Origin of the sequence: Schlegelella aquatica, from assembly GCF_026013905.1 — a bacterium.
In the GTDB taxonomy this organism is placed as follows: Bacteria; Pseudomonadota; Gammaproteobacteria; order Burkholderiales; family Burkholderiaceae_C; genus Caldimonas; species Caldimonas aquatica.
Window position 1 is genome coordinate 461,441 of record NZ_CP110257.1, and the last position, 14,161, is coordinate 475,601.

Below are 14,161 nucleotides of genomic sequence, written 5' to 3' on the forward strand. Positions count from 1 at the left end.
GGGCCCTAGGGCACTGTGCTTGCTCCCTCCCCGGCGAGGGCCGCCTGCCGGCTGCCCACCGAGACACAGGGAGTGTGCATGTCCGCATCGATCCGCCCGTGCCACCCGGCGGCCGCGCTGCCGCGCGCCGACGACATCGACCAGTTCCAGCAAGCCGCGCTGCGCCTGACAGGCTGGCCCGACACGCCTCACCCCGATGGCGCCATGCGCTGGGTCGCGGCCAACCACCGCTACAACTCACTGCTGTGGGACGAGGAGGACCAGGCCCGTCGCACCGACGTGCCAGACAGCGAGATCGCGAAGAACAAGCGTGCGATCGATCGCTACAACCAGTTGCGCAACGACGCCATCGAGGCGCTCGACGAGTGTCTCCTCGCCGCGGTCGAGCACGTCCGGCCGCACCCGGATGCGTGGATCAACAGCGAGACCGCCGGCTCGCTGATCGACCGGCTCTCGATCAACGCGCTCAAGATCCATCACATGGGCCTGCAACTGCAGCGCACCGGCGTCTCCCAGGCCCACCGCATGGCCTGTGCCGCGAAGTGGGAGCGGCTCAAGGTTCAGCGACAGGACCTGCTCGGCTGCCTGGAGCGTTTGCTGCAAGGGCTTCAGGACGGCACGTGCACCTTCCGGCTGTACCGGCAGTTCAAGATGTACAACGACCCCGCCCTCAATCCGTACCTCAACGGCACCAAGGGCCAGGTGCAGGAGGGGGCTGCGACATGAGCGTGCAGCGGTGGGCCGAGGGCGCACGGGTCGACGTCCTCGTTCCGACTCGCCAACGGCCGGCGGCACTGGCCGCCACGCTCGCCACCCTCGTCGGGCAGCAGTACCGGGGCTTCGACGTCATCGTCTCCGACCAGTCCGACGGCGACGCGAGCTACGACTGCGGCGAGGTGCGCTCCGTCGTGCGGCTGCTGCAAGCGCGCGGGCACCGCGTCACGTTGCAGCGCAACCTGCCGCGCCGCGGGCTCGCGCAGCAGCGGCAGTTCCTGCTGGACCACTCCACCGCGCCTTATGTGCTCTATCTCGACGACGACGTGCTGCTCGAGCCGGAGCAGATCGGCCGCATGCTGGCGGCCCTGCGAGAGGCGGGGTGCGGCTTCGTGGGCAGCGCGGTGATCGGCCTGTCCTTTCGTGACGACGTGCGGCCGCACCAGCAGGCGGTGGAGTTCTGGGACGACCGTGTCGAGCCCGAGCGCGTGCGGCCCGGCACGCCGGCCTGGCAGCGGCATCTGCTGCACAACGCCGCCAACCTCTGGCACGTGCAGCAGCGGCTCGCACCGGGCGAGACCCGGCTCTACAAGGTGGCTTGGGTCGGCGGCTGCGTGATGTTCGATGCCGCCAAGCTGCGCGAGTGCGGGGGCTTCGACTTCTGGCAGGAGCTGCCGCCGGAGCACTGCGGCGAGGACGTCTGGGCCCAGTTGCGCGTGATGGAGCGCCACGGCGGCTGCGGCCTGATGCCCTCCGGCGCCTACCACCAGGAGCTGCCCACCACCGTGCCCTGCCGCGAGGTGGACGCGCCCCACGTCCTGGGCCGCCCGCGCGCGGCGACCGAGCCCGCGCTCGGGGCCGCCGCATGAGACACGGCGGGCTCTACGAGGGGCTGGGCCGGCCGGTCGAGGGCGTCGCCTCCATCGCAGTGCTGCGGGCCAACGCCGTGGGCGACTTCATCGTCGCGACACCGGCCCTGCACGCGCTGCGCGAGGCGTACCCCGACGCACACATCAGCCTGCTCGGCCGGGCCTGGCATGCGCAGTTCCTGGCCGACCGGCCCTCGCCGGTGGACGAAGTGATCGTCATTCCACCGACGCCCGGCGTGGGGTCGCCACCCGGCGAAGCGGCCGACGCGCGCGCGCAGGAGCGCTTCTTCCAGGCGATGCAGGAGCGCCGCTTCGACCTCGCCCTGCAACTCCATGGAGGCGGGCGCTACAGCAACCCCTTCGTGCGCCGTCTGGGGGCACGTCTGACGGCGGGCTTCCACACGCCGGGCGCCGAGCCGCTCGACCGGATGTTGCCGTACCGCGAGCTCTACCCCGAGCTGCTGCGGCTGCTCGAAGGCGTGGCCCTGGTCGGGGCCTTCGGCCGCACGGTCGAGCCGCGCCTGGTCGTCACCGCGCGCGACCGCGCCGAGGCCGACGCCGCCGTGCCCCCCGGGGGCGGCCCGCTGGTGGTGCTGCAACCCGGTGCCACCGACCCGCGGCGGTGCTGGTCGCCGCAGCACTTCGCGCGGGTGGGCGACCACTTCGCGGGCCTCGGGGCCAGCATCGCGGTCAACGGCACCCGCGACGAAGCCGCCGCCGTGCGAGCGGTGATCGACGCGATGCACCATCGCGATCGCGCGATGGATCTCACCGGCCGCTTGTCCCTCGGCGGGCTGCTCGGGCTGCTGGAGCGTTCGCGCCTGCTCGTGTCCAACGACACCGGGCCCATGCACATGGCACGCGCGCTGGACGTGCCCACCGTGGCCGTCTACTGGATCGGCAACCTGCCGGGCCACGGCCCCACCAGCAGCGCCCGGCATGCCGTGGCGGTGTCCTGGCGATTGGATTGCCCCACCTGCGGGCGCAACTGCATCGGGGTGGACTGCGGGCACGACGCCTCCTTCGTGGACGACGTCGCGCCCGAGGAAGTCATTGCGTTGGCCCAGCCGCTGTACGAGGGGCCGGCTCCGGCCGATGCCATGCTGCCGGAAACGCGGGAAGAGCCGGACCCTCGGGCGCCGCGGGCGGGGCAGACAAGGTGATCGCCTCGGGGCGCCAGGGCTCCTTCAGCACCTCCTGCACCGCCGACAACACGTCCTCGGGCAGCACACCGGCCGACGCCGGGCGTCCGGCCTTCAGCGGCTCCACGCAGCGATGGCGTTGCGCGTCGAGCGGGGCCCAGCGCACGCGGTCCGTCGCGAAGAAGATCACCACACTCGGCAGACGCAGCGCGGCCGCGATGTGCGCGACGCCCGTGTCGTTCGACACCAGCAGGCGAGACCGCGCGAGCAGCGCGGCGAGCGCACCTACGGACAAGTCCCGCGCGGCATTGACGGCCCGCGCGGCCATCATGCGGCGCACCGCTTCGGCCAGGCGCTGTTCTGAGGCGTCACCGGTCAGCACCACCTCGAAGCCCCTGCGAGCCAGCGCATCACCCACCGCCGCGAACCGGTGCGGCGGCCAGCGCTTCTCGGGCTGACGCGCCCCCGGGTGCAGGCACACGAAGCGCCCGGGCACGAGCCGCGCCAGGTCGGGGTGACGCGCCAGCTCCTCGGTGTCTCGCGCGAGCAGGGGGAAGACCACGCGATCGTCCGGCCGCTCGTCCAGCGGTCCGCCCAGGCACTGCACGAGTCTCAAGTGCCGATGCACCTCGTGGATGCCGTCGGGGTACTGCAAGGCGATGTCGAGCCCCTCCCACGAACCGCCCGCCGGGAAGAAGCCCGCCGTCGTGCGGGCTCCGATGGCGCGCACGATGCGGTTCGACAGCGGCCCGCTGCCGTGCATCTGCAACGCGAGGTCGAAGCCGCGCGCCTGCATGCGGGCCGCCCACGCCTCGAACACGGCCTGCGGCGCAGGGCGCTCGGGCAACTGGGGATGACCGTCGAACTCGATGAACTCATCCACCCACGGCGACAGGCGCGCGGCGAAGTCCCTCGCCCACGGCAGGCCCACCAGGGTGATGTGCGCGAGCGCAAAGCGCTGCCGCAGTGCGCGCAGCGCGGGCGTGGCGCACACCATGTCCCCGAGCTTGAGCGCGCGGAACACGCACACCCGTCTCGGGGCCGCGTGTGTCGGTGGATGTGTGATCCCCATCTGTCCTGCTCCTGGTGAGGACGCCGAGCAATCCCCGTGCCCTGCGAAAGCGATGCCGGCCGACCCGGGGCGGGCGCGCTATGTGCCGGGCGAAGGGCGGTTCACCAGGAGGCCCCATGAAAGCACTGTGCTGGCACGGCAAGAAGGACGTGCGTTGCGAGACCGTTGCCGATCCGCGCATCGAGGAGCCTCGCGACGCCATCGTCAAAGTCACCAGCTGCGCCATCTGCGGCTCCGACCTGCATCTGTTCGACGGCTTCATGCCCGGCATGAGGGAAGGCGACATCCTCGGCCACGAGTTCATGGGCGAGGTGGTCGAGGTCGGCCCCGGCAACAAGAAGCTCGAGGTCGGCGACCGCGTGGTCGTGCCTTTCACCATCTGCTGCGGCGAATGCGATCAATGCCGCCGCGGCAACTGGTCGGTGTGCGAGCGCAGCAACCGCAACAAGTCGCTGGCCGAGAAGGTCTTCGGCCACACGACGGCCGGGTTGTTCGGCTACACCCATCTCACCGGAGGCTACCCCGGCGGCCAGGCCGAGTACGTGCGCGTGCCCTACGCAGACGTCGCCCCCGTGAAGGTGCCCGCCGGGCTGACCGACGAGCAAGTGCTCTTCTTGGGCGACATCCTCCCCACGGGCTGGCAGGCGGCCGTGCAATGCGAGATCGAGCCCACCGACACCGTCGCGGTCTGGGGTGCCGGCCCGGTCGGACAGTTCGCCGTGCGCAGCGCGCTGATGCTCGGTGCTCGGCAGGTCGTGGCGATCGACCGTCTGCCCGACCGGCTCAGCATGGCCGCCGCCTGCGGCGCGCTCACGATCAACTTCGAGGAGGAAAGCGTGCTGGAGCGCCTGGCCGAGTTGACCGGCGGCAAGGGCCCCGAGAAGTGCATCGACGCCGTCGGCCTCGAGGCGCACGTGCCGCGCTCGCTCGACTCGCTCTACGACCGCGCCAAGCAGGCGCTGATGTGGGAGTCCGACCGGGCTCACGTGCTGCGAGAAATGATCTATGCATGCCGGCCGGCGGGGATCCTCTCGATCCCCGGGGTGTACGGGGGCGTGGTGGACAAGATACCGTTCGGCGCGGTGATGAACAAGGGCTTGACCATCCGCACCGGCCAGACGCACGTCAACCGCTGGGCCGAGGACCTGCTGCGCCGCATCGAGGAGGAGCAGATCGATCCCTCCTTCGTGGTCACCCACACGGTCGCCCTCGAGGACGGACCGCAGATGTACGAGACCTTCCGCGACAAGCACGACGGCTGCATCAAGGTCGTCCTGAAACCCGGCGTCTCGAGCCGCGCCACCTTCGATGAAAGGCCACGCCCATGAGCCGATCCTCCATCACCTATCTCTCCCGCCCCGAGCCCGAAAGGCGCCGCCCGCCGCCCGCGCCCACGCGCTACGTGCGTTCCGCACCGCGCAGCGTGGCGCGAAGCCTCGGCTGGTTCAGCCTGGCGCTGGGCGCCGCGCAATGGCTGCGTCCGCACCACGCTGCCCGGGCTGCCGGCGTGCCCGGGTGGGCCCCCGTGGTCAAGGCGTGGGGCCTGCGCGAGATGCTCGTGGGCGCCGGCGTGCTGCTGACGCTTCGCCCGGCGGCCTGGATGTGGGCGCGCGTCGCGGGCGACGTGCTCGATCTCGCGACGCTCGGGCTCGGCCGCGAGCCGGCGCAGCACCGTCGCCACCGCGCCGCGTTCGCGGCGGTGCTCGGCCTCGCCGCGGTGGACGTGTGGTGTGCTCGCGCGCTCAGCGTCGAGCAGCGCCGCCGCGAGCAGCCCTGGTACGACTACAGCGACCGCAGCGGCTTCCCGCGCGGCTTGCAGGCCGCTCGCTCCGCCGCGGCCTGGGTGCCCGACGACCTGCGGCGGCGTCCCGCCTTGCAACCACAGGCCCAGCCGGGAGCCCAGGCCCGGGCCTGAAGGCCCGGCGCCCGGCCGCCCACCCCGGGCGACGCCCACGGCACGACAAGAGCAAGAAAAGAGACGGGCAGCCCCTGGCGGGGCTGCCCGTCGGGCATTGGCGGGCAAGACCGCAGCGCCGGGTTGCGGCGGGGTGCGGTGGGCGGGCGGGGGAGCCGGCCTCCCACTGCTTCGTGGGCTTGCCCGAGCACAGTATCGGCACGAGCCGCTCGCTGTGGAGTCCCCCGAACGGGGGTGAAATCCCTCATCCAGGTGTTCAAACGTCACGCTCGCATCAGTCCTGCAGCGCGAGCGCGGCGACTTCCGTGCCGAGCCGTTCGGCAGCGTCCAAGGGGGCCACGCCGGCCGCCTCCCGGTAGAGCGCCTCCGCGCGCGGCACCGCGTCGTCGCCCTCGAGCATCAACAGCCCTTGCGCGTACTCGATGCGGCCGAAGACGGCGCGCGGGTTCAGCCGAAGGCCCCGCTCGAACATCTCGATCGCCGCGGCGGAGGTGGCCCCCACCGACCGTGCGATGAGCGTGCCGAGCTTGTCGATCACCTCCGCGCGCAGGGTGCCGAGCCCGAAGTGCGCCTCCGCGTGGTGGGGCCGCAGCTGCACCGCACGCTCCAGCGCCGTCTGGATCTGCACGACCATCTCCTGGGCCACTGCCGCGGTGGCCTGCACCGCCTGCGCGTAGCGGCCCATCGCGTGCGCCTGCCAGTACCACGCATCGGCATCCTGCGCGTTCTCGCCGTTCCTGCTGCGCGCCCACTGCGCCACTTCCAGCAGCAACTCCAGCTTGCGCCTTTCCGTGGGCTCGATGAAGGTCGCATACAGCGCCTGCGCGCGGCAGGCCACCGCCAGCCCGGCGGGCCCGGCCGCGTGTCCCGCCTCCAGGGCCTCGCCCCAGCGCCCGGCATGAAAGAGCGCCCACGCACGCTGCACCGTGCGCTCCTCGGGCCAGGGCAGGCCGTCTCCCCGGTGCAGCGCCTCCCAGTGGCGTGCCAGGTGTCCGTCGTCCCGCACGAATGCCGCGTACTCGTCGGCATGAAGCGTCCAGTCCTGCATGGCCTTCATCCTTCTCCGGCCGCGCGGTAGCGGCTGGCCAACTCCGTCAAGTGCGCCTTCTGCCCCGGCTCCAGGTAGGGCAGCAGCAGGCTCAATACATGGTAGGCGCCGCGGGCCAGTGCGCCTGCCGCGCTTTGCGGTTCCAGCGCCTTGCGCGGGTCCCGCACGTACTCGTAGCTCAGCCAGTACGTCAGCACCACCACCATCGCATCGGCCACCGGTTCGGCCTCGCGCGGGTCGATGCGCACGGCTTGCCGCGCGGCCAGGCCGTCGAGCACGGAGCGCACCGCACCGGCCTTGTGTTTGAGCACGAACTGGAAATGCGTCTCCAGCCGACGGTTCTTGCTCAACAGGTCGTTGAGATCGCGGTAGAGGAATCGGTACTGCCAGATCAGCTCGAACAGCATGTGGAAGAACAGCCACGCGTCTTCCACGTCGCGCACCTGTTCCGCGGCGGCCAGCAGTTCGTGCAGCGAAGCTTCGTAGCGGTCGAACAGCGCGTTGATCAGCTCGTCTTTGGCAGGGTAGTGGTAGTACAGGTTGCCCGGGCTGATGCGGACCTCGGCCGAAATCAAGGTGGTGGAGACGTTGGGCTCGCCGAAGCGATTGAACAGCTCGAGCGTGACGTCCAGGATCCGCTCGGCCGTTCGTCGCGGTTTCTTCGCTTGCATGGCTGAACCTGTCTCCTCGCGCTGCGGGCTTCTGGCCACCCGGGCTGCGCGCTGCATCGGGCCCTGGCGTGCCGGGGGCGCGGCGGGCCGTGCGCCTCTTTCGGCCAATCTAGCAAAAAAGTGGGGGCGGCGCCGTGCGCGGGCCCGCTGCACGCCGTGGCCCGCCTGCCTACAATCCACGCGCCATGCCAGCCGTCAGCTTCCAGCACGTCTCCAAGACCTATCGCTCCTCGCGGGGCGACGTCCATGCCTTGACCGATGTCAGCTTCGACATCCAGCAAGGCGAGTTCTTCGGGTTGCTGGGGCCCAACGGCGCGGGCAAGACGACGCTCATCAGCATCCTGGCCGGTCTGGCCCGAGCGAGCGCCGGCCGGGTCGAGGTGCACGGCCACGACGTGGTCGCCGACTACGCGGCCGCGCGGCGCCAGCTCGGTATCGTGCCGCAGGAGCTGGTGTTCGACCCGTTCTTCACGGTGCGCGAAGCCCTGAGGCTGCAGTCCGGCTACTTCGGGGTGCGGCGCAACGACGACTGGATCGACGAGCTGCTCGTCAACCTCGGGCTGGCCGACAAGGCCAATGCCAACATGCGCCAGCTCTCCGGCGGCATGAAGCGCCGGGTGCTCGTCGCGCAGGCGCTCGTGCACCGCCCCCCGGTGATCGTGCTCGACGAGCCGACCGCCGGCGTGGACGTGGAGCTGCGCCAGACGCTGTGGCAGTTCATCGCCCGCCTCAACCGCGAAGGCCACACGGTGCTGCTGACCACGCACTACCTCGAGGAAGCCGAGGCCCTGTGCCACCGCATCGCGATGCTCAAGAGCGGGCGCGTGGTGGCGCTCGACAAGACCTCGGCGTTGCTCGCCGGCACGGCCAGCACCATGCTCAGCTTCAAGACCGAAGGCGAACTGCCGCCGACTCTCGCCGATCGCGCCCGTTGGGTGGGGCGCATCGTGCAGATCAAGGCCCACGATGCCCGCGAGGTCGAGGACATCCTGCGCCAGCTGCGCATCTGCGGCTGCCCCGTCGAAGACCTGGAGATCGGCCGCGCCGATCTCGAAGACGTGTTCCTGGAGATCATGCAAGCCGACACTTCGCCCGCAGCCTTCTACGACGTGCCTTCGGCGCCCCGGGAGCGGGTTCGATGAGGCCCGGTCCCGAAGCCACCCGCTGGGCGGGGGTGCGCACGCTCTTCTACAAGGAGGTGCTGCGGTTCTGGAAGGTCAGCTTCCAGACGGTGGCCGCTCCGGTGCTCACCGCGGTGCTGTACCTGCTCATCTTCGGGCACGTGCTCGAAGACCACGTCCGCGTCTACGACAAGGTCGGCTACACCAGCTTCCTCATCCCGGGGCTGGTGATGATGAGCGTGCTGCAGAACAGCTTCGCCAACAGTTCGTCATCCCTCATACAGAGCAAGATCACCGGCAACCTCGTGTTCCTGCTCGTCACGCCCTTGTCGCACTGGGCCTGGTTCGCCGCCTACGTCGGCGCTTCGGTCGTGCGGGGGCTGGTGGTGGGCCTGGGCGTCTTCGTCGTCACGGTGTGGTTCGCGCCGCCCACGTTCGCACAACCGTGGTGGATCGTCGTCTTCGCGGTGCTGGGCGCCGGCATGCTGGGCTCGCTGGGCCTGATCGCGGGCCTGTGGGCCGAGAAGTTCGACCAGATGGCCGCCTTCCAGAACTTCATCATCATGCCGATGACCTTCCTGTCCGGCGTGTTCTATTCGGTGCACTCGCTGCCGGGCTTCTGGCAGGCGGTGAGCCACCTCAATCCCTTCTTCTACATGATCGACGGTTTCCGGCGCGGCTTCTTCGGCGTGAGTGACGTGTCGCCGTGGCTGAGCCTGGCGATCGTGGCCGGCAGTTTCCTCGTCGTGGCCGGGCTGGCGCTCCATTTGCTGCGCTCGGGCTACAAGATCCGGCACTGACCGCCCGGCCGGCCGAGGAGCGACGCCCGCTTCCCGGGAGGATGTTGCGCAGCACGAAGAGCAGGGCGGGATGAGCGATAATCGCCCGCATGGCCGATCCGACTCCTTCCGAAGTGCGCGACTACATCGCCCAGGGCCTGCCTTGCGAGCACCTGGAGGTGGAGGGCGACGGCCGCCATTTCTTCGCGACCATCGTGTCGGTGGCCTTCGAGGGCAAGTCCCGCGTGGCGCGCCATCAGGCGGTGTACCGGGCGCTGGGCGATAGAATGCGCGAGCAAATCCACGCCCTGTCGATGAAGACGCTGACCCCTGCCGAGTGGGCTGAAGTCTCGGCCGCCTCCAGCCACCACCATCATTGACCGCCTCGCCGCGACCGCAGGTCGCAGGCGGGCTCGGCGCGCGCCTGGCCAGGCGCGATGGTGGGTCCCGCATGCCGCCCGGTCGCGCGGACCACACCACACCCCTTCCATGGACAAACTCCTCATTCGCGGCGGCCGTGCCCTCCAGGGCGACGTCGAGATCTCCGGCGCCAAGAACGCGGCCCTGCCCGAGTTGTGCGCCGCGTTGCTGACCGACGAGCCGGTCACGCTGGCCAACGTGCCGCGCCTGCAGGACGTGGCCACCACGCTCAAGCTGCTGCGCAACATGGGCGCCGTCGCCGAGCGCGACGAGGCGCGGCCCGACCGCGTGACCATCGACGCCGGCCGCATCGACCGCCGCGAAGCGCCGTACGACCTGGTCAAGACGATGCGGGCCTCGATCCTCGTCCTCGGGCCGTTGCTGGCACGCTTCGGCGAGGCGACCGTCTCGCTGCCCGGCGGCTGCGCGATCGGTTCGCGCCCGGTGGACCAGCACATCAAGGGCCTGCAGGCCATGGGCGCGGACATCCGCGTCGAGCACGGCTACATCGTCGCGCGGGCCGAGCGCCTGAAGGGCGCGCGCATCACCACCGACATGGTCACCGTCACCGGCACCGAGAACCTGCTGATGGCCGCGACGCTGGCCGAAGGCGAAACGGTGCTGGAGAACGCGGCGCAGGAACCGGAGATCCCCGACCTGGCCGAAATGCTCATCAAGATGGGCGCGCGCATCGAGGGCCACGGCACGAGCAAGATCCGCATCCAGGGCGTCGAGCGCCTGCGCGGCCTGCCGGCCGAGGCGCCGCACGCCATCATCCCCGACCGCATCGAGACCGGCACCTTCCTGTGCGCCGTCGCGGCCGCGGGCGGCGACGTGCTCGTCAAGAACGCGAGGGCCGACCACCTCGATGCCGTGATCGAGAAGCTGCGCGAGGCCGGCGCCGTGATCGAAGCCGGCGCCGACCACATCCGCATCAAGTCGCAGGGCCGGCTCAAGGCCATGTCCTTCCGCACCAGCGAGTACCCGGGCTTTCCGACCGACATGCAGGCGCAGTTCATGGCCGTCAACTGCGTGGCCGAGGGCTCGGCGCGCGTGACCGAGACCATCTTCGAGAACCGCTTCATGCACGTCAACGAGCTGCTGCGCCTGGGCGCGCGCATCGAGGTGGACGGCCACACGGCGCTCGTGCACGGCGTGGAGCGCCTGTCCGGCGCGACGGTGATGGCCACCGACCTGCGCGCCTCGGCCAGCCTCGTGATCGCCGGGCTCGTGGCCGAAGGCGAGACGCTCGTCGATCGCATCTACCACCTGGACCGCGGCTACGACCAGATGGAAGCCAAGCTGCGCGGCCTCGGTGCCGACATCGAAAGGATCAAGTGATGTCCGCGCAGCCCCTGCTCACGCTCGCCCTCTCGAAGGGGCGCATCTTCGAGGAGACCTTGCCTTTGCTGAAGGCCGCCGGCATCGAGGTCACCGAGGACCCGGAGCGCTCGCGCAAGCTGATCCTGCCGACGACGCAACCGCAGGTGCGCGTGGTGCTCGTGCGCGCCACCGACGTGCCCACCTACGTGCAGTACGGTGCAGCCGACCTGGGCGTGGCGGGCAAGGACGTGCTGCTGGAGCACGGCGGCCAGGGCCTGTACCAGCCGCTGGACCTGCGCATCGCGCGTTGCCGCATGAGCGTGGCGGCCCGGGCCGACTTCGATTACGCGCAGGCCGTGCGGCAAGGCTCGCGCATCCGCGTGGCCACCAAGTACACCACCGTGGCCCGCCAGCATTTCGCCGACAAGGGCGTGCACGTGGACCTCATCAAGCTCTACGGCTCGATGGAGCTGGCGCCCCTCACCGGCCTGGCCGACGCGATCGTGGATCTCGTGTCCACCGGCAGCACGTTGAAGGCCAACCACCTCGTCGAGGTCGAGAAGATCATGGACATCTCCTCGCGCCTCGTCGTCAACCAGGCGGCGCTCAAGCTCAAGCGCGAGCCGCTCGCCGACCTGATCGACCGTTTGTCCCTCGCCATCGAAAGGTAAGACCATGAGCGTGCAGATCCGCCAGCTCGCCACCACCGCGCCGGACTTCGACCGCGAATTCCAGCGCGTGCTGCATTGGGCGGCCGAGACGGATCATGCGATCGAGCAGCGCGTGGCCGAGATCCTGGCCGACGTGCGCGCCCGCGGCGACGCCGCGGTGCTCGACTACACGCGCCGCTTCGACGGCTTGGAGGCGTCCTCGCTTGCCCAGCTCGAGTTGCCGCGGGCCGAACTGCAGGCCGCACTCGACGGCCTGCCCGCCGACCAGCGCGAGGCGCTCGTACACGCCGCCGAGCGCGTGCGCCGCTACCACGAGCGCCAGCTCGAGGCCTGCGGCCGTTCGTTCAGCTACCGCGACGACGACGGCACGCTGCTCGGCCAGAAGGTCACCCCCCTCGATCGCGTCGGCATCTATGTGCCCGGGGGCAAGGCCGCCTATCCGTCCAGCGTGCTGATGAACGCCGTGCCGGCCAAGGTCGCCGGGGTCGGCGAGATCGTCATGGTCGTGCCCACGCCGCGCGGCGAGAAGAACCCGCTCGTCCTCGCCGCGGCCGCGGTCGCGGGCGTGGACCGTGTCTTTACGATCGGCGGTGCCCAAGCCGTGGCGGCGCTGGCCTACGGCACCGCGACGATCCCCAAGGTCGACAAGATCACCGGCCCCGGCAACGCCTACGTGGCCAGCGCCAAGAAGCACGTCTTCGGCGTGGTGGGTATCGACATGATCGCGGGCCCCAGCGAGATCCTCGTGCTCGCCGACGGCACCACCCGGCCCGAGTGGGTGGCGATGGATCTCTTCAGCCAGGCCGAGCACGACGAGCTGGCGCAAAGCATCCTGCTGTGCCCCGATGCGCATTACATCGCCCGCGTGAAGGAGGCGATCGAGCGCCTGCTGCCGCAGATGCCCCGCCGCGACGTGATCCGCGCCTCGCTGGAAGGCCGCGGCGCGCTCATCCTCACGCGCAGCATGGAAGAGGCCTGCGAGATCAGCAACCGCATCGCGCCCGAACACCTCGAGGTGTCTTCGCGCGAGCCCGGGCGTTGGGAGCCGCTGCTCAAGCACGCAGGGGCGATCTTCCTCGGCGCCTACACCAGCGAGTCGCTCGGCGACTACTGCGCCGGCCCCAATCACGTGCTGCCCACCTCCGGCACCGCGCGCTTCTCGTCGCCGCTGGGGGTGTACGACTTCCAAAAGCGCTCCAGCCTGATCGAGGTGAGCGCCGCCGGGGCGCGGCAGCTCGGCCGCGTGGCGGCCACCCTGGCCTACGGCGAGGGCCTGCAAGCGCATGCGCGCGCCGCGGAACTGCGGATCGAAGACGGCCAGGAGGGCGTGTGATGCGCAGCCTGGAGGACCGCCTGGAACGCGTGCTGCGGCCCGACGTGCGGCAGATGCGCCCCTACGTGGTGCAACCCAGCGCGGGCTTCGTCAAGCTCGACGCGATGGAGAACCCCTTCCGACTGCCGCCCGCCTTGCAACAGGCGCTCGGCGAGCGGCTCGGGCGCGTGGCGATCAACCGCTATCCGGGCGAGCGCATCGACGAGCTGAAGGCCGCGCTGGCCCGCCATGCTGGCATGCCCGAGGGCTACCGCCTCGTGCTCGGCAACGGCTCGGACGAGCTCATCACGCTGCTCGGTGTGGCGTGCAACCGGCCGGGGGCGACGGTGCTCGCCCCCACGCCCGGGTTCGTCATGTACGAGGTGTCGTGCGAGCTGCTCGGCCTGCGCTACGTGGGCGTGCCGCTGGTGCCGCAGACCTTCGAGCTGGACGAGGCGGCGATGCTCGCGGCGATCGAGGCGCACCAGCCGGCGCTCATCTACATCGCCTACCCGAACAATCCCACCGGCAACCTCTTCGACGATGCCCTCATCGAGCGCGTGATCGAGGCCGCCCCCGGCCTCGTGGTAATCGACGAGGCCTACCAGCCGTTCGCGAGCCGCCACTACCTCGACCGGCTCACGCGCCATCCGCACGTGCTGCTCATGCGCACGCTGAGCAAGTTCGGTCTGGCCGGCATCCGTCTGGGGTACCTGATGGGCCGCCCGGAGATCGTCGATCAGGTCGAGAAGGTGCGCCCGCCCTACAACGTGAGCGTCCTCAACTGCGAGGCGGCGCTCTTCGCGCTCGAGCACGAGGACGAATTCCGCCGCCAGGCCGAGGTGCTGCGCCGCGAGCGCTCGCGCCTCATCGAGGCGCTGGCCGCGCTGCCGGGCGTGCGCCCGTTCCCCAGCGAGGCGAACATGGTGCTGGCCCGCGTGCCCGATGCCGACCGTGCGTTCGAGGGCATGAAGGCGCGCGGGGTGCTGATCAAGAACGTGAGCCGCTCGCATCCCCTGCTGGCCGGCTGCGTGCGCCTGACCGTGGGCACGCCCGAGGAAAATGACCGGATGATCGCGGCATTGGCCGCGAGCCTGACCTGAA

Annotated in this window: 15 protein-coding genes; 12 read left to right on the forward strand and 3 right to left on the reverse strand. The window is 70.5% G+C overall.

Annotated elements, in window-relative coordinates; translation table 11 throughout:
* Positions 1–78: 78 nt before the first annotated feature.
* From OMP39_RS02030 to OMP39_RS02040, 3 genes are read left to right on the forward strand one after another with little or no spacing between them, the layout of a single operon-like run.
* Positions 79–726: a DUF4254 domain-containing protein gene (locus OMP39_RS02030; protein WP_264893146.1), complete on the forward strand. Its 648-nt coding sequence runs from the start codon at positions 79–81 to the stop codon at positions 724–726.
* Positions 723–1,583 carry a glycosyltransferase family 2 protein gene (locus OMP39_RS02035; protein ID WP_264893147.1) on the forward strand — a complete coding sequence of 287 codons (861 nt, stop codon included), beginning with the start codon at positions 723–725 and terminating at the stop codon, positions 1,581–1,583. Before OMP39_RS02030 ends, OMP39_RS02035 begins: the two co-directional genes overlap by 4 nt.
* Positions 1,580–2,746, forward strand: a complete 1,167-nt coding sequence (locus OMP39_RS02040; RefSeq protein ID WP_264893148.1) for a glycosyltransferase family 9 protein — start codon at positions 1,580–1,582, stop codon at positions 2,744–2,746. Before OMP39_RS02035 ends, OMP39_RS02040 begins: the two co-directional genes overlap by 4 nt.
* On the opposite strand, the gene OMP39_RS02045 is transcribed toward OMP39_RS02040, so the two are convergent.
* The gene (locus tag OMP39_RS02045; protein ID WP_264893149.1) at positions 2,634–3,797 is read right to left on the reverse strand and encodes a glycosyltransferase family 9 protein; all 1,164 of its coding nucleotides are present in this window, start codon (positions 3,795–3,797) and stop codon (positions 2,634–2,636) included. The two genes, OMP39_RS02040 and OMP39_RS02045, sit on opposite strands and share 113 nt — an antisense overlap.
* Before the next feature lie 116 nt (positions 3,798–3,913).
* Here OMP39_RS02045 and OMP39_RS02050 point away from each other — a divergent pair, with 116 nt between their 5' ends.
* Both OMP39_RS02050 and OMP39_RS02055 read left to right on the forward strand, forming a co-directional pair.
* Positions 3,914–5,125, forward strand: a complete 1,212-nt coding sequence (locus OMP39_RS02050) for a zinc-dependent alcohol dehydrogenase (RefSeq protein ID WP_264893150.1) — start codon at positions 3,914–3,916, stop codon at positions 5,123–5,125.
* Complete coding sequence (locus OMP39_RS02055) at positions 5,122–5,712, forward strand: hypothetical protein (protein ID WP_264893151.1); 591 nt, start codon at positions 5,122–5,124, stop codon at positions 5,710–5,712. The genes OMP39_RS02050 and OMP39_RS02055 overlap by 4 nt, the downstream gene beginning before the upstream one ends.
* A gap of 274 nt (positions 5,713–5,986) precedes the next feature.
* Here the strand turns inward: OMP39_RS02055 and OMP39_RS02060 are convergent, their stop codons facing one another.
* Together OMP39_RS02060 and OMP39_RS02065 are read right to left on the reverse strand one after the other, a co-directional pair.
* Entirely contained in the window at positions 5,987–6,760 is a 774-nt protein-coding gene (locus OMP39_RS02060) for a hypothetical protein (protein WP_264893152.1), read from the reverse strand.
* Positions 6,761–6,765: 5 nt separating this feature from the next.
* Positions 6,766–7,431, reverse strand: a complete 666-nt coding sequence (locus OMP39_RS02065; RefSeq protein ID WP_264893153.1) for a TetR/AcrR family transcriptional regulator — start codon at positions 7,429–7,431, stop codon at positions 6,766–6,768.
* A gap of 185 nt (positions 7,432–7,616) precedes the next feature.
* Between OMP39_RS02065 and OMP39_RS02070 the strand changes: the two genes are divergently transcribed.
* The 7 genes from OMP39_RS02070 to hisC all read left to right on the forward strand — a co-directional run bounded on the left by OMP39_RS02070 (position 7,617) and on the right by hisC (position 14,160).
* A complete protein-coding gene (locus OMP39_RS02070) occupies positions 7,617–8,573 on the forward strand; it encodes an ABC transporter ATP-binding protein (RefSeq protein WP_264893154.1) in 957 nt (318 codons plus the stop codon).
* Entirely contained in the window at positions 8,570–9,352 is a 783-nt protein-coding gene (locus OMP39_RS02075; RefSeq protein ID WP_264893155.1) for an ABC transporter permease, read from the forward strand. Before OMP39_RS02070 ends, OMP39_RS02075 begins: the two co-directional genes overlap by 4 nt.
* An 89-nt stretch (positions 9,353–9,441) precedes the next feature.
* Positions 9,442–9,711, forward strand: coding sequence for a BolA family protein (locus tag OMP39_RS02080; protein ID WP_264893156.1), 270 nt, complete (start codon positions 9,442–9,444; stop codon positions 9,709–9,711).
* Between the two features lie 109 nt (positions 9,712–9,820).
* The gene (murA, locus tag OMP39_RS02085; RefSeq protein ID WP_264893157.1) at positions 9,821–11,092 is read left to right on the forward strand and encodes a UDP-N-acetylglucosamine 1-carboxyvinyltransferase; all 1,272 of its coding nucleotides are present in this window, start codon (positions 9,821–9,823) and stop codon (positions 11,090–11,092) included.
* Positions 11,092–11,745 (forward strand): ATP phosphoribosyltransferase, encoded by a 654-nt coding sequence (gene hisG, locus OMP39_RS02090; RefSeq protein ID WP_264893158.1) that lies wholly within the window; start codon positions 11,092–11,094, stop codon positions 11,743–11,745. The genes murA and hisG overlap by 1 nt, the downstream gene beginning before the upstream one ends.
* A 4-nt stretch (positions 11,746–11,749) precedes the next feature.
* Positions 11,750–13,078 carry a histidinol dehydrogenase gene (hisD, locus tag OMP39_RS02095; protein ID WP_264893159.1) on the forward strand — a complete coding sequence of 443 codons (1,329 nt, stop codon included), beginning with the start codon at positions 11,750–11,752 and terminating at the stop codon, positions 13,076–13,078.
* Positions 13,078–14,160 (forward strand): histidinol-phosphate transaminase, encoded by a 1,083-nt coding sequence (gene hisC, locus OMP39_RS02100; RefSeq protein ID WP_264893160.1) that lies wholly within the window; start codon positions 13,078–13,080, stop codon positions 14,158–14,160. The genes hisD and hisC overlap by 1 nt, the downstream gene beginning before the upstream one ends.
* Position 14,161 lies beyond the last annotated feature (1 nt).